Annotated in this window: 25 protein-coding genes; 14 read left to right on the top strand and 11 right to left on the bottom strand. The window is 69.0% G+C overall.

Translation table 11 applies throughout. The features are described from left to right. Positions 1 to 330: 330 nt before the first annotated feature. On the top strand, positions 331 to 2622 hold the full coding sequence (locus ACX12L_RS04695) for a DUF1631 family protein (protein WP_459261529.1): 2292 nt from the start codon (positions 331 to 333) through the stop codon (positions 2620 to 2622). 55 nt (positions 2623 to 2677) lie between these two features. Here ACX12L_RS04695 and recX read toward each other — a convergent pair whose 3' ends face one another. Together recX and recA are read right to left on the bottom strand one after the other, a co-directional pair. Beyond that, complete coding sequence (gene recX / locus ACX12L_RS04690; protein ID WP_459261528.1) at positions 2678 to 3136, bottom strand: recombination regulator RecX; 459 nt, start codon at positions 3134 to 3136, stop codon at positions 2678 to 2680. A 78-nt stretch (positions 3137 to 3214) separates the two neighbouring features. After that, entirely contained in the window at positions 3215 to 4324 is a 1110-nt protein-coding gene (gene recA / locus ACX12L_RS04685) for a recombinase RecA (RefSeq protein WP_459261527.1), read from the bottom strand. Between the two features lie 117 nt (positions 4325 to 4441). On the opposite strand from recA, the gene ACX12L_RS04680 reads away from it, so the two are divergent. Beyond that, positions 4442 to 4921: a MarR family winged helix-turn-helix transcriptional regulator gene (locus ACX12L_RS04680; RefSeq protein ID WP_459261525.1), complete on the top strand. Its 480-nt coding sequence runs from the start codon at positions 4442 to 4444 to the stop codon at positions 4919 to 4921. Positions 4922 to 4923: 2 nt separating this feature from the next. Here the strand turns inward: ACX12L_RS04680 and ACX12L_RS04675 are convergent, their stop codons facing one another. Beyond that, complete coding sequence (locus ACX12L_RS04675; protein ID WP_459261702.1) at positions 4924 to 5397, bottom strand: winged helix-turn-helix transcriptional regulator; 474 nt, start codon at positions 5395 to 5397, stop codon at positions 4924 to 4926. A 126-nt stretch (positions 5398 to 5523) separates the two neighbouring features. On the opposite strand from ACX12L_RS04675, the gene ACX12L_RS04670 reads away from it, so the two are divergent. The 3 genes from ACX12L_RS04670 to ACX12L_RS04660 all read left to right on the top strand — a co-directional run bounded on the left by ACX12L_RS04670 (position 5524) and on the right by ACX12L_RS04660 (position 9230). Continuing rightward, positions 5524 to 6834 carry a D-amino acid dehydrogenase gene (locus ACX12L_RS04670; protein ID WP_459261524.1) on the top strand — a complete coding sequence of 437 codons (1311 nt, stop codon included), beginning with the start codon at positions 5524 to 5526 and terminating at the stop codon, positions 6832 to 6834. Between the two features lie 210 nt (positions 6835 to 7044). Further along, the gene (locus ACX12L_RS04665; protein WP_459261522.1) at positions 7045 to 7719 is read left to right on the top strand and encodes a response regulator; all 675 of its coding nucleotides are present in this window, start codon (positions 7045 to 7047) and stop codon (positions 7717 to 7719) included. Between the two features lie 65 nt (positions 7720 to 7784). Next, positions 7785 to 9230, top strand: coding sequence for a sensor histidine kinase N-terminal domain-containing protein (locus ACX12L_RS04660; protein ID WP_459261521.1), 1446 nt, complete (start codon positions 7785 to 7787; stop codon positions 9228 to 9230). Positions 9231 to 9251: 21 nt separating this feature from the next. Here the strand turns inward: ACX12L_RS04660 and ACX12L_RS04655 are convergent, their stop codons facing one another. Then, positions 9252 to 9710 carry an Lrp/AsnC family transcriptional regulator gene (locus ACX12L_RS04655; protein WP_459261701.1) on the bottom strand — a complete coding sequence of 153 codons (459 nt, stop codon included), beginning with the start codon at positions 9708 to 9710 and terminating at the stop codon, positions 9252 to 9254. A gap of 174 nt (positions 9711 to 9884) precedes the next feature. Here ACX12L_RS04655 and metC point away from each other — a divergent pair, with 174 nt between their 5' ends. Genes metC through ACX12L_RS04640 form a run of 3 tightly spaced genes read left to right on the top strand, consistent with a single transcriptional unit; the run spans position 9885 to position 13211 of the window. Beyond that, positions 9885 to 11102 carry a cystathionine beta-lyase gene (gene metC, locus ACX12L_RS04650; RefSeq protein WP_459261520.1) on the top strand — a complete coding sequence of 406 codons (1218 nt, stop codon included), beginning with the start codon at positions 9885 to 9887 and terminating at the stop codon, positions 11100 to 11102. A 52-nt stretch (positions 11103 to 11154) separates the two neighbouring features. Continuing rightward, positions 11155 to 12141: a Bug family tripartite tricarboxylate transporter substrate binding protein gene (locus tag ACX12L_RS04645; RefSeq protein ID WP_459261518.1), complete on the top strand. Its 987-nt coding sequence runs from the start codon at positions 11155 to 11157 to the stop codon at positions 12139 to 12141. Next, a complete protein-coding gene (locus ACX12L_RS04640; RefSeq protein ID WP_459261517.1) occupies positions 12138 to 13211 on the top strand; it encodes an NAD/NADP octopine/nopaline dehydrogenase family protein in 1074 nt (357 codons plus the stop codon). Before ACX12L_RS04645 ends, ACX12L_RS04640 begins: the two co-directional genes overlap by 4 nt. Positions 13212 to 13221: 10 nt before the next feature. On the opposite strand, the gene ACX12L_RS04635 is transcribed toward ACX12L_RS04640, so the two are convergent. From ACX12L_RS04635 to ACX12L_RS04625, 3 genes are all read right to left on the bottom strand, one after another. Next, the gene (locus tag ACX12L_RS04635; RefSeq protein ID WP_459261516.1) at positions 13222 to 13920 is read right to left on the bottom strand and encodes an RES family NAD+ phosphorylase; all 699 of its coding nucleotides are present in this window, start codon (positions 13918 to 13920) and stop codon (positions 13222 to 13224) included. A gap of 21 nt (positions 13921 to 13941) precedes the next feature. Further along, the gene (locus tag ACX12L_RS04630; protein WP_459261515.1) at positions 13942 to 14310 is read right to left on the bottom strand and encodes an antitoxin Xre/MbcA/ParS toxin-binding domain-containing protein; all 369 of its coding nucleotides are present in this window, start codon (positions 14308 to 14310) and stop codon (positions 13942 to 13944) included. A gap of 80 nt (positions 14311 to 14390) precedes the next feature. Continuing rightward, positions 14391 to 14897, bottom strand: coding sequence for a MarR family winged helix-turn-helix transcriptional regulator (locus ACX12L_RS04625; protein ID WP_459261514.1), 507 nt, complete (start codon positions 14895 to 14897; stop codon positions 14391 to 14393). Positions 14898 to 15028: 131 nt separating this feature from the next. Here ACX12L_RS04625 and ACX12L_RS04620 point away from each other — a divergent pair, with 131 nt between their 5' ends. Genes ACX12L_RS04620 through ACX12L_RS04600 form a run of 5 tightly spaced genes read left to right on the top strand, consistent with a single transcriptional unit; the run spans position 15029 to position 20221 of the window. Further along, positions 15029 to 17011, top strand: a complete 1983-nt coding sequence (locus ACX12L_RS04620; RefSeq protein WP_459261513.1) for an AMP-binding protein — start codon at positions 15029 to 15031, stop codon at positions 17009 to 17011. A 59-nt stretch (positions 17012 to 17070) separates the two neighbouring features. After that, entirely contained in the window at positions 17071 to 18267 is a 1197-nt protein-coding gene (locus ACX12L_RS04615) for an ABC transporter substrate-binding protein (protein WP_013520948.1), read from the top strand. 10 nt (positions 18268 to 18277) lie between these two features. After that, a complete protein-coding gene (locus ACX12L_RS04610) occupies positions 18278 to 18748 on the top strand; it encodes a MaoC family dehydratase N-terminal domain-containing protein (RefSeq protein WP_459261511.1) in 471 nt (156 codons plus the stop codon). Further along, the gene (locus tag ACX12L_RS04605) at positions 18735 to 19181 is read left to right on the top strand and encodes a MaoC/PaaZ C-terminal domain-containing protein (protein WP_459261510.1); all 447 of its coding nucleotides are present in this window, start codon (positions 18735 to 18737) and stop codon (positions 19179 to 19181) included. The genes ACX12L_RS04610 and ACX12L_RS04605 overlap by 14 nt, the downstream gene beginning before the upstream one ends. A 2-nt stretch (positions 19182 to 19183) precedes the next feature. Then, positions 19184 to 20221, top strand: coding sequence for a zinc-binding dehydrogenase (locus ACX12L_RS04600; RefSeq protein ID WP_459261509.1), 1038 nt, complete (start codon positions 19184 to 19186; stop codon positions 20219 to 20221). Between the two features lie 113 nt (positions 20222 to 20334). Here ACX12L_RS04600 and ACX12L_RS04595 read toward each other — a convergent pair whose 3' ends face one another. The 3 genes from ACX12L_RS04595 to ACX12L_RS04585 are packed head-to-tail and all read right to left on the bottom strand — an operon-like array spanning position 20335 to position 22419. Then, a complete protein-coding gene (locus tag ACX12L_RS04595; protein WP_459261508.1) occupies positions 20335 to 21012 on the bottom strand; it encodes an SPOR domain-containing protein in 678 nt (225 codons plus the stop codon). Positions 21013 to 21019: 7 nt separating this feature from the next. Continuing rightward, entirely contained in the window at positions 21020 to 21868 is an 849-nt protein-coding gene (locus ACX12L_RS04590) for a biotin--[acetyl-CoA-carboxylase] ligase (protein ID WP_459261507.1), read from the bottom strand. Beyond that, the gene (locus ACX12L_RS04585) at positions 21865 to 22419 is read right to left on the bottom strand and encodes an SET domain-containing protein (RefSeq protein ID WP_459261506.1); all 555 of its coding nucleotides are present in this window, start codon (positions 22417 to 22419) and stop codon (positions 21865 to 21867) included. Before ACX12L_RS04585 ends, ACX12L_RS04590 begins: the two co-directional genes overlap by 4 nt. A 100-nt stretch (positions 22420 to 22519) precedes the next feature. Here ACX12L_RS04585 and ACX12L_RS04580 point away from each other — a divergent pair, with 100 nt between their 5' ends. Continuing rightward, positions 22520 to 25432, top strand: a complete 2913-nt coding sequence (locus ACX12L_RS04580; RefSeq protein ID WP_459261505.1) for a DNA topoisomerase III — start codon at positions 22520 to 22522, stop codon at positions 25430 to 25432. A 2-nt stretch (positions 25433 to 25434) separates the two neighbouring features. Here the strand turns inward: ACX12L_RS04580 and ACX12L_RS04575 are convergent, their stop codons facing one another. Beyond that, entirely contained in the window at positions 25435 to 26211 is a 777-nt protein-coding gene (locus ACX12L_RS04575; protein WP_459261504.1) for an IclR family transcriptional regulator, read from the bottom strand. Positions 26212 to 26295: the final 84 nt, after the last annotated feature.

The following is a 26295-nucleotide window of genomic DNA, read 5'->3' as shown; positions in this document are numbered from 1 at the left end:
AAACGAATCCGCCATGCCCGCTCGTACCGCACAAACGCACCCCATCCGCGTTGCAAATGCTCGCCATAGCCCGAGCTATGGCTGCGCTTTGCGCCTTGATGGGGTGCGTTTGTGCGGCCCGCTCGGACACGCCGGATTCATTCACACCTTCTGAGGCGGTGTGGACGAATGAATCCCCCATGCCCGCCTAGGATCGCCGGAATCCGCCCGCTCAGCGTTGTAAATACTCGCTTTCGCGGCCCTCCAGGGCCCGCGGGAGCCGTCCACGCCTTCTGACGCGCGGCCGGCCGGGTGGATGCATATATGTGCTGCCGCTAATATCGGGGGTCTATGGACATTTCACCGCCCTCCACCGCCCACCGACGCCTGGCCCAGCTGGCCCGTCAACGTTTCGTGGATGGGCTGTGCGCCGGCCTGCCGGCGCTGGATAAAAAGCTCCTCGATTTCCTGACCGAGCTCATGGGCCGCACGGGCACGGTGCACGACATGCAGTTGCGCCGCGATGCCTGGATGAGCTACCAGGCCCGCCACAAGGCCTGGGTGGAGCTGATGGTGCGTGGCTGGCGCGGGAGCCTGGCGCAGCAGCCAGCCCCCGGGGGAACGGCGCCCATGCCCATGTCCGACGCGCTGGCGCTGGTCGGCGACGACGAGGTCGAGAACAAGATCCTGGCCTCGCGCATGGCCCTCACGGTGGCCGAGCATGTGGGCGCGCCCTTCGATGCGGTGCGCCAGCGCACCCAGCACCTGGAGGGGCGGGAACTCGCCGGCAGCGACATCCTGCGCCCCGAGACCCAGTGCCTGCGGCTCGTGGAGCAATGGCAGGAGGCCGGCTTCAAGCGCGACGACCTGCAACTGGTGCTCGACCCCCTGCAGCGCGAGCTCGCCAAACTGGCGCTGGCGCAGTACCACGCGCTGCTCAAGCTCTACGACGAACAGGGCGTGGCCGTGCCGAACGACCTGCGCGCGCGCGTGCGCCGCAGCACGGCCACGGGGGCGAGCCGGTCGGGCGCGCTGGGGCCGGACTCGGGTGGCGCGGGCCTGGCGGTGCATTCGGCCTCGCAGGGGCTGCAGCCGCCGCACGTGACCCCCTTCCCGCCCACGATGGCGGCAACCGGGCTGGGCAGCCCCCTGGTGCGGGCGCGCCAGCGCGCCCAGGGCGTGCTGATGCAGCTGCGCCGCCTGTTGACCCAGCCCGTCGTGGCGTACGACATGGTGCAGGCGCAGCCCGCGTCCGCGGCGCTGGTGCACGCGCTGTCGGACGAGCGCGTGGAGGCCGACCTCTACTACAGCGGCATGGCCACCCTGGTGGAGGACTACAGCCCGCAGGCGGTGATGCATGTCACCAACGTGGTGCGCGAGCGAGCGGCGGAATTCAAGAAGAAGGCCGGCACGGCCAGCGAGAAGGCCATCATCGAGGTGGTTGCGCTGATGTTCCAGAGCATCCTGAGCGAAGACCGCATCCCGCCCGTGGTGCGCGTGTGGTTCGCCCGCCTGCAGGTGCCGGTGCTGCGCGTGGCCCTGGCCGAGCCCGAGTTCTTCAGCAACCTCACCCACCCCGCGCGCCAGCTGATCGACCGCATGGGCAGCTGCGTGCTGGGCTTCGACGCCAGCGCCATCAGCGGCACGGCGCTGGAGGCGGAGATCCGCCGCATCGTGCAGGTCATCGAGCAATATCCCGAGACCGGCAAGCGCGTGTTCGAGCTGGTGCATGGGGAGTTCGAGAAATTCCTCGCCCGCTTCCTGACCGAGCGGCAGGCCACTTCGCGCATCGTCAGCGTGGCCCAGCAGGTGGAGCAGCGCGAGACGCTGGCGATCCAGTACACCATCGAGCTGCGCGCCCTGCTCAAGGACATGCCGGTGCGCGACGAGATCCGTGACTTCCTGTTCAAGACCTGGGCCGAGGTGCTGGCCGTGTCGGCCGTGCGCGACGGCCCGCAGCACGCCGACACGGCCGCCTACAAGCGTGCCGCGGCCGACCTGGTGTGGGCCGCCAGCGCCAAGCCGCACCGCGCCGAACGTGCCCAGGTCATCCAGCAGCTGCCCGCGCTGCTGCAATGCCTGCGCCAGGGGCTGGCGCTGATCGGCGTGGCGGGGGCGCCGCAGGACGCGCAGATCAAACTGCTGACCGACACGCTGGCCGATGCCTTCCTGTCCAAGACGGCGTCCATTGCGCAGGAGCACATCGACGCCATGGCCAAGCGCCTGGCCAACCTGGAAGACTTCATCGGCGACGAGACCCTGGGCGACATGCCGCTGAGCGCGGACAACATCGAGCTGCTGCTGGGCATAGACGCCTCGTCCATCCACGTCATCGCCGACAACGGCGCGCCCGTGCAGGAGGACATGGTCGCCTGGGCGCAGCAGTTGCCGCTGGGCGTCTGGTTCACGCTGGACCACAACGGCGCATCGGCCCAGGTCCAGTACGTGTGGCACAGCCAGCGCAAGCAGCTGCACCTGTTCGCGGCCATCGATGGCAGCAGCTACCTGGTGCAGCTCAAGCGCCTGGGGGCCTACCTGCAGGCCGGCCTGCTGACGGCGCAGGAGGAAGAAAGCCTCACGCTGCGCGCCACGCGCGATGCGCTCACCAAGATCGACGCCAATCCCGAGCGACTGTTCGAGTAATTGCTATTGAAAGAGGAGCTTCCAGCGCTTGCCTGGAAAGCGCTGGATGCCGTTTTCATTCGTCATCCTCGCCGCCTTGCAGCACGCGGCGCACCACGTCAGCGGCAAAGCCGCGCGCGGCCAGGAAGCGCATCTGGCGTGCGCGCTCCTGGGGTGTCGCGGCGGCGGGCGCGTCGCCATAGCGCTGGCGCCAGACGGCGCGTGCGCGCTCGAACTCGGTGCCGGCCAGCTGCGCGGCGGTGGTGCGCACGAGGTCTTCGTCCAGGCCCTTGCGGCGCAGCTCCTGCGCCACGCGCTGGGCGCCGAAGCGCGCGGCGCGGCGGTGCACCACGGACTCGGCCACGCGGGCGGCGTCGATGAGGCCCCGGGCCTGCAACTCGTCGAGCAGCGCGGCGAGGTCCTCGCCTTCCTGCACATGGCGCGCCAGCTTGGCCTGCAGCTCGGCGCGCGAATGCTCGCGCTGCGCCAGCAGGCGCAGCGCGCGTGCCTTGAGCGAGAGTTTGGCGAATCCCATGCCTGCTCTGCAAAGAATAGCGGCTTGTGCTTTAAGGGCGGGTGCTAGAGGCTTCCTTGCTGTAAATGCCAGGTGCCTTCAGGCCTCGGCGTCGGCCGTCTTGTCGCCCTTCTTGCCGCGCGCGGGCTTGTCCTCTGGCGCCTGCGCCGCGGCGCTGGTGGGCAGCAGGGCGATGCCCAGGCTCTCGCGCACCTTGTTCTCGATTTCCACCGCCAGGCCGGGGTTCTCGCGCAGGAATTCGCGCGCGTTGTCGCGGCCCTGGCCGATCTTCTCGCCGCTGTAGGCGTACCAGGCGCCGCTCTTTTCGAGGATGCGCGCATTCACGCCCATGTCGATGATCTCGCCCTCGCGCGAGATGCCCTCGCCGAACAGGATGTCGAACTCGGCCGTCTTGAACGGGGGCGAGACCTTGTTCTTCACCACCTTCACCTTGGTCTCGTTGCCGATGGCCTCGTCGCCCTTCTTGATGGTGCCGGTGCGGCGGATGTCCAGGCGCACCGAGGCGTAGAACTTCAGCGCGTTGCCGCCCGTCGTCGTCTCGGGGCTGCCGAACATGACGCCGATCTTCATGCGGATCTGGTTGATGAAGATGACCATGCAGTTGGTCTTCTTGATAGTGGCGGTGAGCTTGCGCAGCGCCTGGCTCATCAGGCGCGCCTGCAGGCCGGGCAGGGCGTCGCCCATCTCGCCCTCGATCTCGGCCTTCGGCACCAGGGCGGCGACCGAGTCGATCACGATCAGGTCCACGGCGCCCGAGCGCACCAGGCTGTCCACGATCTCCAGCGCCTGCTCGCCGGTGTCGGGCTGGCTGATCAGGATGTCGTTGATGTTGACGCCGAGCTTCTGCGCGTAGGCGGTGTCGAGCGCGTGCTCGGCGTCGATGAAGGCGCAGGTGCCGCCGAGCTTCTGCATCTCGGCGATCACCTGCAGCGTGAGCGTGGTCTTGCCCGAGGACTCGGGGCCGTAGATCTCGACCACGCGCCCGCGCGGCAGGCCGCCCACGCCCAGGGCGATGTCCAGGCCCAGCGAGCCGGTGGAGACGACCTGGATGTCCGCCACCTGCTCGCCCTCGCCCAGGCGCATGATGGTGCCCTTGCCGAACTGCTTCTCGATCTGGGCCAGGGCGGCCTGCAGGGCCTTGGCCTTCTCGCTGTTGGCGGCGGTGCTGGCTTTGACGGTGGCGTCCATGGGGTGGCTCCTTGGGGTAACTGGGTTGAATGACAGGCTGGATACTTGAACAGTAGTTTAGGGGCGATTACCGTGCTGTCCAACCGATATTTAGTCAGTTTGGCTGACAATACCGGCATGAGCGATGCCCCCCTTCCCGACGACCGCTGGCGCCAGGCACACCTGGGCCGGCTGCTGGGCCACGCCATGCGGCGCTTCGACGCGCGCGTGCTGCAGCTCATGGCGCGCGACGTGCAGGTGCCGCTGGCCCTGTCCAACCTGGCGGCGCGCGAGCAGGTGAGCGCCGCGCATATCCACATCACGCGCCACCTGTCCCTGCAGGGCGACCGGCTCACCGACCTGGCCGAGCGCGCCGGCATGGCCAAGCAGTCCATGGCCAGGCTGGTGGACCAATGCGAGGCCTGGGGCCTGGTCACGCGCGAGGCCGACGGGCGCGACGCGCGTGCCCGGCGGGTGCGCTTCACGCCCACGGGCCTGGCCTGGCTGCAGGCCTTCCGCGACGCCGTGGCCCAGGCCGAGGCGGAGTTCCGCGCCGAGGTCGGGGACGAGGTGGCGACTGTCGTGGCCCTGGGGCTGGAAGCCTATGGCAATAAATGATTTCAGGCGCCGCGCCCCATGGGCACGACGAAGCTCTCCTTGACCTCCTCCATCACCACGTAGCTGTTGGACTGCGCCGGCACGGGCATCTGCTGCAGTATGGAGCCCAGCAGGTGCCGGTATTCGGACATGCCGGCCAGGCGCGCCTTGACCAGGTAGTCGAAGCTGCCCGAAATCAGGTGGCATTCCAGCACCTCGGGCATGTTCTGCAGCTCGTCGCGCACCTTCTTGAAGATCTGCTCGGACTTCTGCGCCAGCGTGATTTCCACGAACACCAACAGGCTGCGCCCGAGCGCCGCCGGGTTGACGCGCGCGTGGTAGCCGGTGATCACGCCCTGCGCCTCGAGGCGCTTGACGCGCTGCGAGCACGGCGACGTGGACAGGCCCACGCGCTCGCCCAGCTCAGTCATGGTCAGGCGCCCGTCGCGCTGCAAAAGATCCAGGATGCGCCGGTCTATGGAATCGAATTCAGACATTGCTGCGAAGGGCATGGTTTGGCGATTCGGGCGGCAGATATTGCTGCATAGGAGTGCAATTTCAGCAAAAGATTAGCACGTAAATCCATAAAGTCACGTCCATTCACCGAATAACGGAGACTGGACATGAAAGTTGTCGTACTTGGCGCTGGCGTGATCGGCATCACCACCGCCTACTACCTGGCCCGCGCGGGCGCCGAGGTCACCGTCATCGACCGCCAGGACGGCCCGGCGCAGGACACCAGCTTCGCGAACGCGGGCCAGGTCTCGTTCGGCTACTCCACGCCCTGGGGCGCGCCCGGCATTCCCACGAAGGCGCTCAAGTGGATGTTCGAGAAGCACGCGCCGCTGTCCATCCGCCCCGACGGCACCCTGTTCCAGCTGCGCTGGATGGCGCAGATGCTGCGCAACTGCTCGGCCGAGCGCTACGCGGTGAACAAGGAGCGCATGCTGCGCCTGTCCAACTACAGCCGCGAGTGCCTGCAGCAGCTGCGCCGCGACACCGGCATCCAGTACGAGGGGCGCCAGGCCGGCACGCTGCAGCTGTTCCGCGCGCAGAAACAGGTCGATCAGGCCGAGCGCGACATCCGCGTGCTCAAGGAATGCGGCATTGCCTACGAGCTGCTCGATGCCAAGGGCGTCTGCCAGGCCGAGCCTGCGCTGGCGCAGGCCCGGGCCACGATCGCCGGCGGCCTGCGCCTGCCGCAGGACGAGACCGGCGACTGCTACCTGTTCACCAACGCCCTGGCCCGCATGGCGCAGGCGCTGGGCGTGAAGTTCCGCTTCGGCACCGGCGTCGACTGGCTGCTGTTCGATGGCCAGGGCGCCGTGGGCGGCGTGCAGTTGGCGACGCCGGACAAGGAAGTCGTCCGCGCCGACCGCTACGTGCTGGCCATGGGCAGCTATTCGCGCGAGCTGCTGCTGTCGGCGGGGCTGGACATCCCGGTCTACCCCGTCAAGGGCTACTCGCTCACGATACCGGTCCGGGACGAGGCGCTGGCGCCCGTCTCCACGGTGCTCGACGAGACCTACAAGATCGCGCTGACGCGCTTCGACCAGCGCATCCGCGTGGGCGGCATGGCCGAGCTTTCGGGCTTTGACAAGACATTGCGGGCGCAGCGCCGCGCCACGCTGGAGATGGTCACGAACCAGCTGTTCCCCGGCGGCGACCTGGCGCGCGCCGAGTTCTGGACCGGCCTGCGCCCCATGACGCCCGACAGCACGCCCATCGTGGGCCGCACGCCGCACAGGAACCTGTTCCTGAACACCGGCCACGGCACGCTGGGCTGGACCATGGCCTGCGGTTCGGGCCGGCTGCTGGCCGACATCGTCACCGGCCGCACGACCGAGATCTCCACGCAGGGCCTGTCCGTGGACCGCTACCTGGGCAGCGCCCCGGCCCTGCATGCCCGGCCCGCGGCCGGCAAGGCGGCATGAGCCATCCGGCCCTGGCGCCGGCGCAGCGGCAGTCGTGCCATTTCCACATCGGTCGATCGCTTTGCCGGCTTCGCTGGACCGATGGATCGGGAAACGGAATAAGGTTCAACCCTGGTGCCGCAAGGGCGGGAGGGCAGGGGGGCAGCTTCTAGAATTCATCATTGCGCATGGGCCATGCCACTGGCGCTGATGAATTCCAGGAGAACTGATATGCGCATCCTCATCGCCGAAGACGACCAGGTGCTGGCTGACGGCCTGCTGCGCACGCTGCGCGGCTCCGGCGCCGTCGTGGACCATGTGGCCAGCGGCAGCGAGGCCGATGCCGCGCTGCTCACCAACAACGAGTTCGACCTGCTGATCCTGGACCTGGGCCTGCCCCGGCTGCACGGGCTGGAGGTCCTCAAGCGCCTGCGCGGGCGCGGCTCGGCCCTGCCGGTGCTCATCCTCACCGCGGCCGACGGCATCGAGGAGCGCGTCAAGGGCCTGGACCTGGGGGCCGACGACTACATGGCCAAGCCCTTCGCCCTGTCCGAGCTGGAGGCGCGCGTGCGCGCGCTCACGCGCCGCGGCATGGGCGGCACCAGCGCCACCATCAGGCACGGTCCGCTGGTGTACGACCAGGCCGGCCGCGTGGCCACCATAGACGGCAAGATGGTGGAGCTGTCCGCGCGCGAGCTGGGCCTGCTGGAGGTGCTGCTGCAGCGCGCCGGCCGCCTGGTGAGCAAGGAGCAGCTCGTCGAGCGCCTGTGCGAATGGGGCGAGGAGGTGAGCAACAACGCCATCGAGGTCTACATCCACCGCCTGCGCAAGAAGATAGAGCGCGGCCCGATACGCATCGCCACCGTGCGCGGCCTGGGCTACTGCCTCGAAAAGATTCCCGGTTGATGCTTGCATTTTGATAGCTGTCAGCGCTTGCCAGGCAGGCGTTTGCGGCCAAAAATACTGAAACCGTGAAAATCTTCCAGCGCGAGCAGCGCTCCCTCTTCGGCGAAATCCTGGACTGGATGCTCACGCCGCTGCTGCTGCTGTGGCCCGTGAGCCTGGCGCTCACCTGGCTCGTGGCCCAGGGCCTGGCGAACAAGCCGTTCGACCGCGCGCTTGAATACAACGCCCACGCGCTGGCCCAGCTCGTCACCGTGCAGGACGGGCGCGTGCTGTTCAACCTGCCCCAGCCGGCCAGCGAGATCCTGCGCGCCGACGAGTCCGACATCGTCTACTACCAGGTGCTCTCGCCCACGGGGGAATACCTCTCGGGCGAGCGCAGCCTGCCGCTGCCGCCGCCCGAGGAGCGCGTGATCTCCGGCGAGGTGCGGCTGCGCGACGCCGAGATGCGCGGCATCGACATCCGCGTGGCCTACATCTGGGTGCGCGTGCCCCTGCCCAATGCACCAGCCGCCCTGGTGCAGGTGGCCGAGACGCGCTCCAAGCGCAGCGTGCTCGCCACCGAGATCATCAAGGGCGTGATGCTGCCGCAGTTCGTCATCCTGCCGCTGGCCGTGCTGCTGGTGTGGCTGGCGCTGGCGCGCGGCATCAAGCCGCTGCACCAGCTGGAGGAGCGCATCCGCGCGCGCAAGCCCGACGACCTCTCGCCGCTGGACCACAAGGCCGTGCCCATGGAGGTGGCGCCGCTCGTCGATTCGGTCAACGACCTGCTGCGCCGCCTGCACGAGTCCATGGCCACGCAAAAGCGCTTCCTGGCCGACGCGGCGCACCAGCTCAAGACGCCGCTGGCCGGCCTGCGCATGCAGGCCGACCTCGCGCAGCGCGAGGGCACGAGCACCGAGGAGCTGAAGAAATCGCTCAAGCAGATCGGGCGCTCGTCCATCCGCGCCACGCACACCGTCAACCAGCTGCTGGCGCTGGCGCGCGCCGAGGGCGGCAGCGCCGTGGTGCAGCGCCAGCCGGTGGACCTGGCGCGCCTCGTGATCGAGGTGGTGGAGGGCAGCGTGCCACGCGCCATGGACAAGCACATCGACCTGGGCTACGACGGCGCCGACCCCGGCGCGCCCGGCGTGTGGATGGACGGCAACCCCACGCTGCTCACGGAACTGGTGCGCAACCTGGTGGACAACGCCATCAACTACACGCCCTCCAGCAGCGACCATCCCGGCATGGTCACGGCGCGCGTGCTGCCCGACACCTTCGGCCGCGTGGTGCTGCTGCAGGTCGAGGACTCGGGCCCCGGCGTGCCCCTGTCTGAGCGCGAGCTGGTCTTCCAGCCCTTCTACCGCGCGCTGGGCACGGACGCCGACGGCTCCGGCCTGGGCCTGCCCATCGTGCGCGAGATCGCGCGCCAGCATGGCGCCGACGTGGAGCTGGAGGACGTGCGCCCGGGCAGCAGCATGCCGGGCGCGCGCTTCAGCGTGCGCTTTGCGGCCGGCAGCCCCGGCGCATGAGCATGCCCGCCGCTGCGGCCGTCAGCTGTAATCCAGCGGCAGCTCGGTCGTGAACTTGATCTGCTCCATGGCGAAGCTGGAACTGACGTCCATGATCTCTATGTCGCGGATCATGCGCTTGTAGACGCTGTCGAAGGCCTTGATGTCGGGCACGACGACGCGCAGCAGGTAATCGATCTCCCCGCTCATCCGGTAGAACTCGACCACCTGCGGAATGGACGTGATGACCTGCGCGAACTTCTGCGACCACTTGTCGTTGTGCTGGTCGGTCCGTATCGAGACGAACACCGTCACGCCCACATTGAGCTTGTCGGGCGAGAGCAGGGCGACCCGCCGCTGTATGTAGCCCTCCTTCTCCAGCCGCTGGATGCGCCGCCAGCACGGCGTCGTGGAGAGGTTGACCCGCTCGCTGAGCTCGTTGATGGGCATGGAGGCATCGGCTTGCAGCAGGCCCAGAATCATCTTGTCGATCTTGTCCAGTTCGGCCATGGTGTCACACAGATCTTCGGGGGCGGAGCCCGCAACGGATGGGATGGCGTGGCGACATGATAATTCCTTTAATTCTGAGAATATGAGAAAAAAATTCTCATGTACAGGCATTTCGTGGCGTGATATTGCGATTTTTTTCTAAGGGCGGATTCTTAGACTGGGGCCATGAACCAAGTCATAGACAACCCGGCCATCCTGGCCCTCGCGGAAAGCGAGCCCGCGCACAGCGTGGAAACCGCCCTCGTGCACACCGGGCGCAACCCCGGCGCCTTCGGGGGCCTCGTGAACACGCCCGTATGCCGCGGCTCCACCATCGTCGCCTCCACGCTGGAGGAGTGGGAATCCCGCAAGCTGCCGTCCAACCCCATGGCGAGCTACGGCCGCTTCGGCACGGCGACCACCCGCTCGTTCGAGTCGGCCATCGCCGAACTGGAGGGCGGCCACGCCTCCATCGTCTTCCCGTCGGGGCTCGCCGCATGCACCCATGCGCTGATGGCCGTGGTGCGCCCCGGAGACCATGTGCTGCTGTCCGACAGCGTCTACGGCCCCACGCGCCAGTTCGCCGTGCGGGTGCTGGCGCGCATGGGGGTCGAGGCGGAGTTCTTCCATCCCCTCGCCGGCGCGCGGATTGCGGCGCAGATGCGGCCCAACACCCGGGCGGTGTACCTGGAGTCGCCGGGCTCGCTGACGTTCGAGGTGCAGGACATCCCGGCCATCGCCGAGCAGGCGCACAGGAGGCAGGCCTTCGTGCTCATGGACAACACCTGGGCATCGCCGCTGTTCTTCAAGCCCTTCGAGCATGGCGTGGACATTTCCATCCAGGCGGCCACCAAGTACATCGTCGGTCATTCGGACGCGCTGCTGGGGGTGGCGACCGCGAACCGGCGCGCCTGGGACCTGCTGCGCGAGGGAGCGCATGATTTCGGCCAGACGGCCGGCCCCGACGACATCTACCTGGCCCTGCGCGGCCTGCGCAGCCTCTCTGCGCGCCTCGGAGTGCACCAGGCCAATGGCCTCCGGCTGGCCGAAAGGCTCAGGCGGCACGCCGCCGTGGACGCGGTGATGCATCCCGGGCTCGAAGGCGACGCGGGCCATGCCCTGTGGAAGCGCGACTTCCTGGGCGCCAGCGGCCTTTTCGCCATCGCCCTCAAGCCCATGGCGCGGGCGCAGTTGTCGGCGCTGTTCTCCCACCTGCGGCTGTTCGGCATCGGGCTTTCCTGGGGCGGATACGAAAGCCTGGCCCTGCTGTGCGATCCGCCTGCGCGGACCGTCATGCCGTGCCATCATTGCGGCCCGCTGGTGCGCATCCACGCGGGTCTTGAAAATGCCGATGACTTGATCGAAGACTTCACGAGCGCGCTGGACCGCGCGCTTTCCGCCTGAGCGGCGGGGCGCGCCCAGGTTCCCGATTTTGTTTCTCCAGACCGTGACAACCATGAAGAAAACCATTGCTTCAGCACTCGCCGCCCTGTCCGTCATGGCGGCCGGCGCCATTCCGGCGGCGCATGCGCAGGCCCCGGACCTGCCCGCCAAGCCGATCCACATCGTCGTGCCGTTCACGCCGGGCGGCGCGCAGGACATCGTGGGCCGCGCCATCGGCACCAAGCTCGCCGAGCGCATCGGCCTGCCGGTCATCGTGGACAACAAGCCGGGCGCGGGCGGCGTGATCGCGGCCGAATCGGTGGCCAAGGCGGCGCCCGACGGGACCACGCTGTTCCTGGCCAGCGGCGGCGCGATCTCCATCGCCCCCAGCCTGCTGGGCGGCAAGCTGACCTACGACCCGGCCAGGGACTTCGCCCCGATCGCCATGCTGGTGGACACGCCCATGACCGTGGCGGTGCGCATGGACAGCCCGTTCAAGACCCTGGCCGACCTGATCGACGCCGCCAGGAAGAACCCGGGCAAGGTCAGCTTCGCGTCCACGGGCAACGGCACCATCACCCACCTGACGGGCGAATACCTGGCGCAGCGCGCCGGCGTGAAGATGCTGCACGTGCCGTACCGCGGCGCCGGCCCGGCGATCAACGATACGCTGGGCGGGCAGGTGGACTTCATCGTGACCAGCGTGGCGTCGGCCGAGGCCATGGTCACCGGCAGGAAGATGCGCGTGCTGGGCACGTTCACCGGCCGCCGCATCCCCAGCCTGCAGGGCGCCCCCACCGTCACGGAGGCCACGGGCCTGGGCGGCATGGAGGTCCCGGTGTGGGCCGGCCTGCTGGCGCCCGCGAAGACGCCGCCGGCCATGCTCAAGCGGCTGGAGGCCGAGGTGCTCGCCGTCTGCCGGTCGCCCGCGATCCACGAGCAGTTCGAGAAGCTGGGCGCCCTGTCCACCTGCGCCGGCGCGCCCGAGCTCGACCGCATGATCAAGGCGGACACGCAGCGCTGGAGCGAGGTGATCAAGCGCGGAGGAATCCAGGAATGACGCGCCAGGACATCCACGTCGGCGTCGCCGGGGTCGGCGGCATCGGCCTGGCGAACGCGGCCTGGCTGCGGCAGGCGGGTTTCGGGGTCTCGCTGTGGTCGCCGCGCGGCACGGGGCTCGCGGGCCCGGCGCGCTGCGAGCTGCATGCCACGGGCGTGCTCGGCGGCAGCTTCGAGGTGCAGGTCGCGGCATCGGCCGCCGAGCTGTCGCAGCATGCCGACGTGCTGGTGATCGCCGTCCCCGTGAACGGCCACAAGGCGGTCTTCGACGCCCTGGCGCCGCACCTGAGGACCGGCCAGACGGTGGTGGTGAGCTCCATGAGCTCGCTGTCCGCGCTGTACGCGTACGAGCTGGCCAGGAGCCGGGGCGTGGACATCACCGTGGTCAGCATGGGCACGACCACGCTGACGGCGCGCCGCGCCGCGCCCGACGCGGTCAAGGTCATGACGCGCCGCACGCGCCTGGGCATCTCCGCACTGCCGCAGTCGGCCCTGCCGCGGGCCAAGGCGCTGTGCCAGGCGCTGTTCGGCGACGTGTTCGACGAAGACGCGAACGCGCTGGCCAGCGCGCTCACGAACATCAACCCCGTGGCGCATGCGCCGCTGGCCGTGTTCAACTGGACGCGCATCGAGCGCGCGGAGAACTGGCCCCAGTACCACTACATGACGCCGCACGTGGCGTCCGTGATCGTGCGGCTGGATGCCGAGCGCCGCGCGCTGGCGCGTGCCTTCGGCCTGCACGTGCGCTCCATCGAGGAGCATTTCGCCAAGTCCTTCAACACCCGCTCCGAGCAGCTGGCCGACATCGCGGCGGAACTGCACGCCAGCCGCGGCGGCCCCCCGGGCCCGACCGACGTGGGCACGCGCTTCCTGGGCGAGGACGTGCCCTATGGCCTGGCGTTCTCCAGCGTGCTCGCGCGCATCGCCGGCATGCCCATGCCGTGCACCGAGACCATGATCGAGGCCTCCAGCCTGATCACCGGCCGCGACCTGCGCGCGGAGAACGACCTGATCGGCGCGCTGGGCCTGCGCGGCGAGACGCCCGGCGGCCTGCTGGAGCGCCTGCGGTAAGAGGCTTGCCTCAGAAATCCCAGAGGTAGCTTTGCTGCCTGCGCGTGAACATCACGCGCTCGCGCGTCGCCTTGCAGAACCAGGTCTGCAGGGTGGCGTCCAGCCCGCCCGGGGGCTCCCGCAGGCTGGCCGGGTCGAACACCACGGCGCAGGCCGCGCCGGGCGCGCGCACCGAGGCATAGCGCAGCCATTGCACGCCCCTGTCCTGGGCCGCCGCCGCGACGGCCTGGGTCTGGCGGTAGTCCGTGCCGTGGGTCCAGTCCGCCTGCGCCTGCGCCCATGGCGGCTGGGTCAGGTCTACGGCCCGCCCCCCGACGGCCGCCTGGAAGAAGCTGTGCTGGGTGACCAGCACCTCGTCGCGCAGCCCGGCGCTGTCGCGGATGAACCGGTTGCGCCAGTACGCCACCTCGGCGCATGCGGCATGCACGGTCTCGGCGCCGTACCACTGGCCCTTGGCCCCGGCCGGCCGGAAGCGGCTGGGGTGATGCGGGAAGTACCGGAACGGGGTGGCCAGCAGGTAGTGCGCGCCCCTGGCCCCGGGCGGCAGGCCCGGCTTGCTCGCCTCCAGCAGATCCTCCAGCAGCTCCTGCTCGCGCGGCGTATCGGCGAGCCGCATCGTCGCCACCACATGCTGGGCCTCCACGCCGCGCCAGGCCAGCATGGAGCTATCCGCCACCGAGTCGTCGAACCAGGAAACGGCCCAGGCCATTAGGGTCAGCTCAAAGTCTTTTCATGGAGCCCGCATGCCATCGAGGTAGTTCAGGGTCGCCACCAGCCCCTCGGCCTTCTGCACGAGCACGAGCGGCTTGCCGCCCAGCGCATCGTTGTGGCTGTTCATCCACGCCAGGCGCTTGCGGTCGTCGTTGCCCACCAGCGCGTCCAGCGAGCGGAACACGCGCACCAGCAGCAGGGACAGCTCGCCCTCCTTGGAATCGGGCCGGATCGGCTTGCCGCCGTTGACGATGCGCGAGACCGTGGCCTCGCTCAACCCTATGGTGCGGGCCAGCGCCGCGCCCGAGAGGCCGAGCAGGGTCGCGGAGCGCGCCGTGGCCTTGGCCAGCACTTCGGCGCTCTGGGGTTTCAAGGCGCGTTGCTCCATGTGGCTCTCCGTCAATGCTTTCTGTAGAAAGATTATGCGCCAAACCCATGAATTTTGGCTGCCCATGTGCCGGTTCAGGGTCACTCCGCCTCGCGGCCGCCTCCCTGGGCCTTGTCGATGCGCTGCATGTTTTCCAGCAGCTTGAGCAGGTAGTGCAGGCTGTGGGCAATGTCGTTCACCGAGAAGCCCTCCAGCGCATCCTCGTAGTAGGCAAGGATCTTGGGCTGCGCGCCCACCAGCCACACGCGCCGGCCCGCCTCGGTCATCGAGGCCAGGCGCGAGCGGCGGTCCCGCGGGTCCGCCGCCAGGCCGACATGGCCGTCGCGCTCCATGCGGCTGAGCAGGCCGGAGAGGTTCTGCCGGCTCACCATCAGGTAGCGGGCCAGCTCGCCCACGCTCATGCCTTCGGCCGCCTGGGGGCGCGAGAGCGCCCCGAGCACCGCCCACTGCTGTGTCGTCAGCCCGTCCGATTCGAGGGCCCGCGTCCCTGTTTTATGCAACATATTTGCACATTGATAGAGGCGGAAGAAGACCCGGTTGGCCAGATCCATTCGAGAATTGTTCTCTTTTTGCATGGGGAAAACCATGAATTATCCAAAAATCAGCATGAATACTCTTGCTGTGCGAGAGGTTGATATGTAAATATCTTTACCCAATATCTTGCGAAAGCAAAGCAACACCCCCAACGATAGCAACTTGGCACATCGGAACCCAGGCCATGCATGTCGATACCCCCAATCCTTCGCCTGCTGCCGTGTGGCGGCCGGACCGCGGCACGGTGGAAAACGCCAACCTCACGCGTTTCATGCGGGCGCTCGGCGTCGATGGTTTCGAGCAGCTCAACGAGCGCGCCGGCGCGGACCCGGGCTGGTTCCACGATGCGCTGATCCGCTTTCTGGATTACCGCTTCGAGCAGCCCTACGAGAAGGTGCTCGACCTGGGCGAGGGGCTGCCCTTCGCGCGCTGGTGCGTGGGCGGGACCACCAACGTGGTGCTCAACTGCATCGACCGGTGGCGCGGCACGGCGCGCTACACGCGGACCGCGCTGGTCTGGGAAGGCGAAGACGGCGCGGTGCAGGCCTGGAGCCTTGCGGACCTGGACCGCGAGGCCTGCCGGCTCGGCTGGGGGCTGCGCCGGCTGGGGCTGGGCCGGGGCGATGTGGTGGGCATGTACCTGCCCAACCTGCCGCAGGCCGCCGTCGCCATGCTGGCCGTCGCCAAGATCGGCGGCATCGTGCTTCCCATGTTCTCGGGGTTCGGCGCCGACGCCATCGCGCAGCGCCTGGGTGACGGGCAGGCCAAGGCGCTGATCACGGTCGATGGCTCCCTGCGGCGCGGCAAGCCGGTCGGCGCCAAGGCGGTGGCCGACGAGGCGCTGCAGCAGTGCCCCGGCGTGCGCCACGTCGTGGTCCTGGACCATCTGGCCACCGGGCATGGCTGGCGCGAGGGGCGCGACCACTGGTGGCACGAACTCGTCGCCGGTGCGCCGGACGACTGCGCGGCCGTGCCCACGGAAGCCATGCCGGCCGACGCCCCCTTCCTGCTGATGTTCACGTCGGGGACCACCGGCAAGCCCAAGGGCGTGGTGCACTCGCACTGCGGCTTCCCGGTCAAGACGGCGCTGGACCTTGCCATCTGCATGGACCTCAAGCCCGAGGACCGTTTCCTGTGGATGTCGGACATGGGCTGGCTGGTGGGGCCGATCCTGGTGTTCGGCGGCTTGCTCGTGGGATCGACGGTGGTATTGGCGGAAGGCGCGCCCAACTATCCGCAGCCGGACCGCCTGTGGCGCCTCATCGAGCGCCACCGTGTCAGCTATCTGGGCCTCGCGCCCACGGTGGCGCGTCTTTCGATGTCGATCGCGGACGACGCCCTCGGCGCCCTCGACCTCGCATCGCTGCGCGTCATCGTCTCCACCGGCGAGCCCTGGACGCCCGAGGCCTGGCGCTGGACCTTCGAGCGCGTGGGCCGGTGCCGGGTCCCGCTCCTGAACTACTCCGGCGGCACCGAGGTGGGCGGCATCCTGACGGGCACGGTGATCCACCCGCTCAAGCCCTGCGCGTTCGCCGGCCCCGTGCCGGGGACGGGCGCCGACGTGGTCGATGCCGAAGGGGCCAGCGCCGGGCCGGGCGTGATGGGCGAGCTGGTGATGCGCAGCCCCAGCATCGGGCTCACGCGCGGGCTGTGGCATGACCGGGAGCGCTACCTTCAAGGCTACTGGTCCCGCCTGCCGGGCATGTGGGTGCATGGGGACTTCGCCAGCCGCGACGCCGATGGCATGTGGTACGTGCATGGCCGGTCCGACGACACGCTCAAGATCGCAGGCAAGCGCACCGGCCCCTCCGAGATCGAGGCCCTGCTGATGGACACCGGGCTGCTGCAGGACGCGGCCGCGATCGGCGTGCCCGATCCCGTCAAGGGCACGGCGGTGGTGTGCCTGTGCGTGCCGCGCCCCGGCACCGAGAAGGCCGGCGCGGCCGAGGCCCTGTCCGCCGCGGTCACCGCGGGGCTGGGCGGGGCGTTCCGCCCCGCCAGGGTCGTCTTCGTCGATGACCTGCCGCGCACGCGCAACATGAAGACGATGCGCCGCGTGATCCGTGCCGCGTGGCTGGGGGACGACCCTGGAGACCTGAGCACGCTGGTCAACCCCGAGTCGGTGCAGGCCATCCGCGCGGCGCTCGCGGCGCAGGGGCCGGCGTGACGCACCGGGCCCCTCTGCTTCCTCTACTTCCATCACGTCGAACGACCAAGGAGACAACCATGCCACTGCGCACCCGCCACATCGCCCTGCTGCTCGGCCTTGCCGGCCTCGCGAGCTTCGGCGCCCAGGCCCAGGAGAAGATCCGCATCGGCTTCCTGACCGACATGTCCAGCGCCTACGCCGACCTGGACGGCAAGAACGGCGCCATGGCCATCCAGATGGCCATCGACGACTTTGGCGGCAAGGTCAACGGCCTGCCCGTCGAGCTCATCAGCGCCGACCACCAGAACAAGGCCGACATCGCCGCCTCCAAGGCGCGCGAGTGGATGGACACCCAGAACATCAGCATGCTCGTGGGCGGCACCAACTCCGCCGCCGCCCTGGCCATGGCCAAGCTCGCGCAGGAGAAGAAGCGCGTGTTCATCGCCAACGGCCCCGGCACCTCGGCGCTGACCAACGAGCAGTGCTCGCCCTACACCATCCACTACGCCTGGGACACCACGGCCCTGGCCAAGGGCACGGCGGGCGCCCTGCTCAAGCAGGGCTACAAGAACTGGTTCTTCCTCGCGGCCGACTACGCCTTCGGCGAGGCCCTGCAGCGCGACGCGACGAACGTGATCAAGGCCCACGGGGGCCAGGTCATCGGCGGGGTCAAGCACCCGCTGGGCGCGGCGGATTTCTCGTCCTTCCTGCTGCAGGCGCAGAACTCCAAGGCGCAGATCCTGGGCATCGCCAACGGCGGCAGCGACATGATCAACGCGCTCAAGGCCTCGCGCGAATTCGGCATTGGCAAGAACATGAAGGTCGCAAGCCTCATGCTCTTCCTGGTCGACGTGCACAGCATGGGCCTGAAGAACGCCGAGGGCCTGCTGTTCACCACGAGCTGGGACTGGAACCTGAACGACGAGAGCCGCCAGTTCGGCCGCCGCTTCTTCGAGAAGGCCAAGCGCATGCCCACCGACGTGCAGGCCGCGAACTACTCGGCCACCATGCAATGGCTCAAGGCCGTGCAGGCCCTCAAGACCACGGATGCCGACAAGGTCATGGACTGGTTCAAGAAGACCCCGCTCAAGGACTTCTACGCCCAGGGCCGCGTGCGCCCCGATGGCCGCTACGTGCACGACATGTACCTCATGCAGGTCAAGGCGCCGGCGGAATCCACCATGCCCTGGGACTACGTGAAGGTGGTCGCCACCATGCCGGGCGAGGAGGTCTTCACCACCAAGGCCGAGAGCCGCTGCGCGCTGTGGAAGTGACGCGCCGGCCATGTGGGACCTCTCCCTCCAGGGCGCCGCGCTGACGCCCTTCAGCGCCGAGGTGGAGCGCGGCCGCCTGCGCGCCTTCGCCCGGGCCACGGGGCAGGAGCACCCGCTGTTCCTGGACGAGGCGGCGGCCCGCGCGGCGGGGCATCCCGCCCTGCTGGTGCCGCCGACCTTCCTTTTCTGCCTGTCCATGGAGGGCCCGAACCCCCAGGAGATCTACGAGCGCCTGGGCGTGAACTATGCGCACGTGCTGCACGGCGAGCAGCATTTCGACTACCACCGCCCGGCCTGCGCCGGCCAGGCGCTGCGCTTCGCGCCGCGCATCGGCCGGCTCTATGCGAAGAAAGGCGGCGCGCTGCGCTTCTTCGAGTGGGAGAACCGCGTGACGGACGGCGACGGACGCGCGGTGGCCGACCTGCGCAGCGTCATGGTGGAGCGCCCGCCGCGGCAGGAGGGCGCGCATGCCGCCGCTTGACTTCGACGCCATCGCGGTGGGCGACGCCCTGCCCGGGATCGTGGAAGGCCCCATCACCCGGCACGCGCTGGGCCTGTACGCCGGCGCCTCGGGCGACTACAACCCGCTGCACATCGACCCGGACTACGCGCGCCGCGAGGCCGGCATGCCCGACGTGTTCGCGCATGGCATGCTGTCGGCCGCCTGGCTCGCGCGCGTGCTCACGCGCTGGGTGGACCCCACGGCCATCCGGCGCCTGGGCGTGCGCTTCGTGGCCATCACGCACGTCGGCGACACGGTGCATTGCCGGGCCCGGGTGGCCGGCAAATACCGGGAGCATGGCATGCTCCGCATCGTCCTGGATCTGCAGGTGTGCAACCAGGCCGGCGAGCCCAGGCTCACGGGTGCGGCGGAGGTCGCCGTGCCATGCCCCCGACCCATGCATGAGGATTGAAAATGAAAGCAGCATTCATCACCGGCCACGGCGGCAACGAAGTGGTGCAGGTGCAGGCATACCAGCTCCCGCAGCGTGCGCCCGGCGAGGTGCTGGTCCGCGTGCAGGCGGCCACGCTCAACCAGGTGGACCTGTACATGCGCAACAGCGGCGCGGGCATCACGCACCGGCTGCCGCAGATCCTGGGGCTGGACGCCGCCGGAACGGTCGAGGCCTGTGACGCCGCCGACCCGCTGCTGCGACCGGGCCAGGAAGTCGTCATCCACCCCGGCGTCGCCTGCGGCCGCTGCGAGTTCTGCCAGCGCGGCGACAGCGCCCTGTGCACGCGCATCCAGTTCCTGGGCGAACACCGCGACGGCACCTTCGCCCAGTGGATCCAGGTGCCGGCCGCGCAGGTGTTCCCCAAGCCCGCGCACCTGGGCTGGGCGGAGGCCGCCGCCCTCGGGGTCAACCACCTCACGGCCTGGCGCATGCTGTTCTCCAAGGCGCGCCTGCAGCCGTGGGAGACGGTGCTCGTCTTCGGCATCGGCGGCGGCGTCTCGCTCGCGGCGCTGCAACTGGCCAAGGCCATCGGCGCGCGCGTGATCGTGACCTCGCGCGACGACGCCAAGCTCGAACGCGCCCGTGTGCTGGGGGCCGACCACGGGATCAACGGCAAGACCCAGGACGTGGCGAAGGAAGTCATGGCCCTCACGGGCGGCCGCGGCGTGGACGTGGTGTTCGAGAACGTGGGCGCGGCCGCGTGGCCGTCGGCCATGAAGTCGCTCGTGCGCGGCGGCCGGCTGGTCACCTGCGGCGCCACCACGGGCGACCAGCCCGGGGCCGACCTGCGCCGCATCTTCGTGCGGCAGTTGCAGATCTTCGGCTCCAGCCTGGGCACGCACGGCGAATTCCATGACCTGCTCGGCTTCGTCGCGCGCACCGGCCTGCGTCCCGTGATCGACAGCGAATTCCCGCTGGACGAGGTGCATGCGGCGCTGGACCGCCTGGAGTCGGGGGCGCAGTTCGGCAAGATCGCGCTGCGCATCGACGGGCACTGATACGGCTTCGCATTCGACCGCCCAACGTCGTTGGTTCGCCGCGCCGTGCCGCAGCACTGTCTTCGGCTGCCCGCCTGGTTATCCGGTCGGATGCAAAGCCGTATGAGCCCGCGTCAGCCGCAGGGCCGCAGCGCCTTGCCGGCCAGCGCCGGCTGCAGCGTGGCGTCGATGTGCGTGCGCTGCGCCCCGCTCACGGCCGGCAGGCGCAGCGTGTAGCCGGGCGTGTCGGTGCGCTCCTGCACCACGCGGGCCTTGCGCACGCCCTGGCCGGCGAGCTGGCCCAGGGCGCGCTGGGCGCCTTCCTCGGTGGAGTAGCGCCCCAGCGACAGGCCGGGCTCCAGCGCGGCGCCGGGGCGGTCGTAGTCCACTTTGAGCGCGCGCAGCTCGGCGCGCTTGCGGGCCAGCGCCTCCTCGTCGGGGAAGCGCCCCAGGTACACCATCCAGCGGCCCATGGCCTGGACGGGCTCCAGGCTCCAGCTGCCGGCGGGCAGCTGGGCGGCGGCCTGGCGCAGGGCCTCGGCCTGGCGCGCGTCGAACACGCCGGCCTGCAGGCAGGCCGGGGGCTCGTCCGGCGCCGCCGCGGCGGCCGCGCGGGCCGGCCGCGCGGCGGAGGCAGGGCCCTGGCCCTCGGGGGGCAGCAGGCGCAGGTTCTGCGGTTCGATCTGCTGCTCCAGGCGCTGCGGCTCGGACTCGCTGGCGGGGGCCAGCCCCCAGCCCTGCAGCAGGCCGTGCGACCAGGCGTAGTAGCCGGCATTGGCCAGCAGCAGAACCATGAAGGCCAGGCGCAGCATGGGTCTTTCAGGCCGGCTGCGCCGGGCCGCCGGGGCGCACGCTGATTTCGGCGCTGGTGATGGCCTGCATGCCGCGCGCGGTGTGCACGAGCAGGGCGCCGTCCTCGGCCACGCCATGGGCCGTGCCCTGGGTGCCGTCGCTCAGGGTCACGCCGCGCCCGGCCAGCAGGTCGCGCTGCGCGAAGCGCGCCTGGAAGGGCGCGAAGCCATGCTCGGCAAAGCCCAGCAGCGTCTGCACCAGCGGCAGGGCGATGCGCTGCAGCGCGCTTGCGGCCGTGAGGGTGGAGTCCACCTCGCGCAGGCAGGCGGGCGGGGTGGACAGGCCCTGTGTGAGCACGGGCAGCACGTTCAGGCCTATGCCGATGACCACGTAGCGCGGCTCGCTGGGCGCGCCCGCAAGGCTGGCCGTCTCCACCAGGATGCCGCCGAGCTTGCGCCCGTCCTGCAGCCACAGGTCGTTGGGCCACTTGAGCAGGATGCGCGGCCGTCCGCCGTCTGCGCCGGGCAGCGCGGGCTGCAGGCTTTCGGCCACGCTCACGCCCACGGCGAGGGACAGGCCCGCCCATTCGCGCGGCGCCAGCGGCAGGCCCAGCGAGAAGGTGAGGGCGGACACCATGCCCGTGCCCTCGTAGGCGCCGGTGTGCCACTGGCGGCCCAGGCGGCCGCGCCCGGCGGTCTGCTCCTCGGCCACGAGCAGCGTGGGCTCCAGCCGGCCGTCGCGCGCGCGGCGCATGAGCTCGGTGCTGGTGGAGTCGATGCTGGGCAATATCTCCACGGTGAAGCCGGGCAGCAGGGGCGCGACGGCCTGCCAGATGGCCTCGGCGGGCCAGCGCGCGGGGGCGGGGGCCGGGCTCATCGCTGCGCGCTCCGGCGGGCCTTGGGCGCCTTGGCCGGCTGCGGCGGCGGGCCGGGCGGGGCCCAGCCGCGCTTGGGCGCGAGCAGCGTGCCGCGGCAGTTCCTGCTGCCGCACCAGCAGGGGTATTCGGCCTTGAGCTTCGGGGTGTAGCGCTCGTCGATGATCAGGCCGTAGTCGTAGTTGAGCTCCTCGCCCGCCTCGATGTTGCGCAGCGCGGTGATGAAGATGCGCCCATGGCGCTCGTCGGCGTAGCAGTTGGGGTTGCAGCTGTGGTTGATCCAGCGCGCCGAGTTGCCGCCGAACTTTGCGTCGATCACGCGGTCTTCATCCACGTGGAAGTAGAAGGTGTGATTGGGCTGCGCCGGGTCGTGCGGGTGGCGGCGCAGGGCTTCCTTCCAGCTGATGACCTCGCCCGTGTACTCGATGACGACCTCGCCCGCAGCGATGGGCTGCAGCGCGAACACGCCCTTGCCGTGCACGCCCGAGCGCCGGGTCTGTATGCGCCGCCCGTAGGCTGGCGCGGGGACTGCGGTGGATGTGGTGCCGGGCATCGTGGAAACTCTGTTAACTTGGATATGTGCACACATGCGTGCGCGTGCGCGCGCAAGCAGCGGATTGTAGAAGCGCCCGTAAGGCGGAATTGACCCACAAATGACCAAGACCCTGGTAATTGCAGAAAAACCCTCGGTGGCGCAGGACATCGTGCGCGCCCTCACCCCCGTGGCCGGCAAGTTCGAGAAGCACGAGGACCATTTCGAGAACGATCGCTACGTGGTCACCAGCGCCGTGGGCCACCTGGTGGAGATCCAGGCGCCCGAGGAGTTCGACGTCAAGCGCGGCAAGTGGAGCTTCGCCCACCTGCCGGTGATCCCGCCGTACTTCGACCTGAAGCCCGTAGACAAGACCAAGAGCCGCCTGGCCGCCGTGGTCAGGCAGGCCAAGCGCAAGGACGTGACGGAACTCGTGAACGCCTGCGACGCGGGCCGCGAGGGCGAGCTGATCTTCCGCCTGATCGAGCAGTACGCCGGCGGCGCGAAAGGGACCTTGAGCAAGCCCGTCAAGCGCCTGTGGCTGCAGAGCATGACGCCCCAGGCCATCCGCGATGGCTTCGAGCACCTGCGCAGCGACGCGCAGATGCAGGGCCTGGCCCACGCCGCGCGCAGCCGCTCCGAGGCCGACTGGCTGGTGGGCATCAACGGCACGCGTGCCATGACGGCCTTCAACTCGCGCGACGGCGGCTTCTTCCTGACCACCGTGGGCCGCGTGCAGACGCCCACGCTGTCGCTGGTGGTCGAGCGCGAGGAGAAGATCCGCAAGTTCGTGAGCCGCGACTACTGGGAAATCCACGCGGGCTTCCAGGCCGAGGCCGGGCAGTACCTGGGCAAGTGGTTCGACCCGAAGTGGAAGAAGAGCGAGGATCCCGAGGCGCGCGCCGACCGCGTCTGGTCGCTCAAGGAGGCCGAAACAATAGCCCACGCCGTGCGCGGCAAGGCGGCGACCGTCACCGAGGAGAGCAAGCCCACCACGCAGGCCTCGCCCCTGCTGTTCGACCTGACCAGCCTGCAGCGCGAGGCCAACGGCAAGTTCGGCTTCTCGGCCAAGACCACGCTGGCGCTGGCGCAAAGCCTGTACGAGCGCCACAAGGCGCTGACCTACCCGCGTACCGATTCGCGCGCGCTGCCCGAGGACTACCTGCCCGTGGCGAAGAACACCTTCGCCATGCTGGCCGGCAGCGGCATGCGCCACCTGGCGCCCTATGCCCGGCAGGCGCTGGACGACGGCTACGTGCGGCCGTCCAGGCGCATCTTCGACAACAGCAAGGTCAGCGACCACTTCGCCATCATCCCCACCACGCAGGCGCCCAGCGGCCTGTCTGAAGCAGAGCAGAAGCTCTACGACCTGGTGGTGCGCCGCTTCATGGCCGTGTTCTTCCCCAGCGCCGAATACATGGTGACCACGCGCATCAGCCAGGTGGTGGGCCACTCGTTCAAGACCGAGGGCAAGGTGCTCGTCAAGCCCGGCTGGCTGGCCATCTACGGCAAGGAGGCCGCGAGCGAGGTCGAGGGCGGCAAGGAAGGCGACAAGGGCCAGCCGCTGGTGCCCGTCAAGCCCGGCGAGATGACGCACACCGAGTTCGCCGAGGCCAAGGGCCTGAGAACGAAGCCCCCCGCGCGCTACAGCGAAGCCACGCTGCTGGGCGCCATGGAGAGCGCGGGCAAGCAGATCGACGACGAGGAACTGCGCAGCGCCATGCAGGAAAAGGGCCTGGGCACGCCGGCCACGCGCGCGGCCATCATCGAAGGGCTGCTGACCGAGAAATACATGCTGCGCGAGGGCCGCGAGCTCATCCCCACGGCCAAGGCCTTCCAGCTCATGACGCTGCTGCGCGGCCTGCAGGTGGAGGAACTGTGCCGCGCCGAGCTCACGGGCGAGTGGGAATACAAGCTCGCGCAGATGGAAAAGGGGCAGCTCTCGCGCGAGGCCTTCATGCAGCAGATCCAGGCCATGACCGAGAAGCTGGTCAAGAAGGCCAAGGAGTACGACCGCGACACCATCCCTGGCGACTACGCCCAGCTGTCCGCCCCGTGCCCCAACTGCGGCGGCGTGGTCAAGGAGAACTACCGCCGCTACGCCTGCACCGGCGCGGGCGGCAGCGGCGAAGGCTGCGGCTTCTCGTTCACCAAGTCGCCCGCCGGGCGCACCTTTGAAACCGCCGAGGCCGAGCAGCTCCTGCGCGAGCGCCGCATCGGCCCGCTGGAGGGCTTCCGCTCCAAGGCCGGCTGGCCGTTCACGGCGGAAGTCACCATCGCGCGCGACGAGGAAGCGGGCAACTACAAGCTCGAATTCGACTTCGGCGACGACAAAAACGCCGAGGAATCGGGCGAGATCGTCGATTTCGCGGGCCAGGAAAGCTTAGGTGCCTGCCCCGTCTGCGGCGCCCCCGTCTACGAGCATGGCGGCAACTACGTCTGCGCCAGGGCCGTGCCCACCGCGCAGCAGCCCGCGCCGTCGTGCAGCTTCAAGAGCGGCAAGGTCATCCTGCAGCAACCCGTGGAGCCCGCGCAGATGAAGAAGCTCCTCGCCACCGGCAAGACCGACCTGCTGGACAAGTTCATCTCCAACCGCACGCGCCGCCCCTTCAAGGCCTTCCTGGCCTGGGACGCGGCCGCGGGCAAGGTCAATTTCGAGTTCGAGCAGCGCGAATCCAAATACCCGCCGCGCAAGACTGTTGCTGCGAAAACAGGAGCTGCCAGCGCAAGCAGGGTGGGTGCTGGAGGCCAAAAAACCTCTAAACCTGCCGCAAAGAAGGCCGCCGCCAAGACCCCGCGCAAGGCCGCCGCCGGCAAGGCCCCCAGCCCGCAGCTGGCCGCCGTGATCGGCGCCGAGCCCGTGGCCCGCCCCGAGGCCGTCAAGAAGATGTGGGAATACATCAAGGCCCACAACCTGCAGGACCCCAAGGACAAGCGCACCATCCTCGCCGACGACAGGCTGCGCGCCGTGTTCGGCAAGGACAGCATCGGCATGTTCGAGCTGGCGGGGGTGCTGGGGCAGCACCTGGGCTGACGTCAGCGTTTTTCTGACTCGTCGCCTTGATGCTGTACCAACTGCCGCGATAGAAAGCTGCAGCTGGCGATCAATAGCCTGGCCATTTCCTCCACGTTGGCTTCAATCCGGTGTTGCGGTCCCGCCACCGCGACCGCGAGTGTTTCGCCATGCACGTTGATGAAGGTCGCCACGGCCCACACGTCGCTGACGTTTTCGCCGCGCGTCACGAAGTAGCCAGCCTTGCGGCTGGCGAGCACATCCTGCACCAGCGTTTCGTGTTCCACCTTGGTGGTGGCAGTAATGGCATTGAGCTTGCGTTCCTTGAGCCAGGCCCGCAGGTCCTTTTCCTTCAGGCTTCCCAGGAGTGCCTTGCCTATGGAGCTGGAGTGCAACGGCTTGAATTCTCCAGGCTTGGCTGAATAGCGGATGGAGTTCAGGCCTTCGACCACCTGGAGGTAGATCACCAGGTCGCCCTGGCGCTTGCCCAGGATGATGGTTTCGCGCGTTGCGTCGCGCAACCGCTCCAGCACCGGTGTCGCGCGCCGGATGAACGGGTCGTTCCTGGAGATGTCATGCATCACGTCGTACATGCGCCGTGTCGGGTACAGGGCGCGGGGACGGCTGAGCGTGTACAGGTAGCCGCGCGCCGTTAGCGTGGAGACGATGGCATGGCACGTACTTTTGGGTACCTCCACAGCCTCTGCCAGTTCGGTCAGCGACAGGGGCTGCTGGCTGTTTTGGAACGCTTCAAAGATATCGATCACGCGATCGATGGCGGTCACGGTGACTCCGGTCATGCATTTCCTCCTGGCGGCAATGGCGTTGGCGAACAGGAATTCAGCCTGCTGAACAAACTGGGTCGAACTTGGCTGTCTCCCCGG

It is taken from the genome of Alicycliphilus sp. T452 (genome assembly GCF_054512775.1).
Note: the sequence above shows the minus strand (reverse complement) of the source record. Positions and strands in the feature narration are given on the sequence as shown.

Coding starts and splice junctions, on each gene's coding strand:
- ACX12L_RS04610 (WP_459261511.1), top strand. CDS start 18,278: ATGTGGGACCTCTCCCTCCAGGGCGCCGCGCTGACGCCCTTCAGCGCC.
- ACX12L_RS04575 (WP_459261504.1), bottom strand. CDS start 26,211: ATGACCGGAGTCACCGTGACCGCCATCGATCGCGTGATCGATATCTTT.
- ACX12L_RS04605 (WP_459261510.1), top strand. CDS start 18,735: ATGCCGCCGCTTGACTTCGACGCCATCGCGGTGGGCGACGCCCTGCCC.
- ACX12L_RS04640 (WP_459261517.1), top strand. CDS start 12,138: ATGACGCGCCAGGACATCCACGTCGGCGTCGCCGGGGTCGGCGGCATC.
- ACX12L_RS04615 (WP_013520948.1), top strand. CDS start 17,071: ATGCCACTGCGCACCCGCCACATCGCCCTGCTGCTCGGCCTTGCCGGC.
- ACX12L_RS04630 (WP_459261515.1), bottom strand. CDS start 14,310: ATGGAGCAACGCGCCTTGAAACCCCAGAGCGCCGAAGTGCTGGCCAAG.
- ACX12L_RS04585 (WP_459261506.1), bottom strand. CDS start 22,419: ATGCCCGGCACCACATCCACCGCAGTCCCCGCGCCAGCCTACGGGCGG.
- ACX12L_RS04595 (WP_459261508.1), bottom strand. CDS start 21,012: ATGCTGCGCCTGGCCTTCATGGTTCTGCTGCTGGCCAATGCCGGCTAC.
- recX (WP_459261528.1), bottom strand. CDS start 3,136: ATGGGATTCGCCAAACTCTCGCTCAAGGCACGCGCGCTGCGCCTGCTG.
- ACX12L_RS04670 (WP_459261524.1), top strand. CDS start 5,524: ATGAAAGTTGTCGTACTTGGCGCTGGCGTGATCGGCATCACCACCGCC.
- ACX12L_RS04695 (WP_459261529.1), top strand. CDS start 331: ATGGACATTTCACCGCCCTCCACCGCCCACCGACGCCTGGCCCAGCTG.
- ACX12L_RS04675 (WP_459261702.1), bottom strand. CDS start 5,397: ATGTCTGAATTCGATTCCATAGACCGGCGCATCCTGGATCTTTTGCAG.
- ACX12L_RS04590 (WP_459261507.1), bottom strand. CDS start 21,868: ATGAGCCCGGCCCCCGCCCCCGCGCGCTGGCCCGCCGAGGCCATCTGG.
- ACX12L_RS04680 (WP_459261525.1), top strand. CDS start 4,442: ATGAGCGATGCCCCCCTTCCCGACGACCGCTGGCGCCAGGCACACCTG.
- ACX12L_RS04635 (WP_459261516.1), bottom strand. CDS start 13,920: ATGGCCTGGGCCGTTTCCTGGTTCGACGACTCGGTGGCGGATAGCTCC.
- ACX12L_RS04600 (WP_459261509.1), top strand. CDS start 19,184: ATGAAAGCAGCATTCATCACCGGCCACGGCGGCAACGAAGTGGTGCAG.
- recA (WP_459261527.1), bottom strand. CDS start 4,324: ATGGACGCCACCGTCAAAGCCAGCACCGCCGCCAACAGCGAGAAGGCC.
- ACX12L_RS04665 (WP_459261522.1), top strand. CDS start 7,045: ATGCGCATCCTCATCGCCGAAGACGACCAGGTGCTGGCTGACGGCCTG.
- metC (WP_459261520.1), top strand. CDS start 9,885: ATGAACCAAGTCATAGACAACCCGGCCATCCTGGCCCTCGCGGAAAGC.
- ACX12L_RS04580 (WP_459261505.1), top strand. CDS start 22,520: ATGACCAAGACCCTGGTAATTGCAGAAAAACCCTCGGTGGCGCAGGAC.
- ACX12L_RS04625 (WP_459261514.1), bottom strand. CDS start 14,897: ATGGTTTTCCCCATGCAAAAAGAGAACAATTCTCGAATGGATCTGGCC.
- ACX12L_RS04620 (WP_459261513.1), top strand. CDS start 15,029: ATGCATGTCGATACCCCCAATCCTTCGCCTGCTGCCGTGTGGCGGCCG.
- ACX12L_RS04645 (WP_459261518.1), top strand. CDS start 11,155: ATGAAGAAAACCATTGCTTCAGCACTCGCCGCCCTGTCCGTCATGGCG.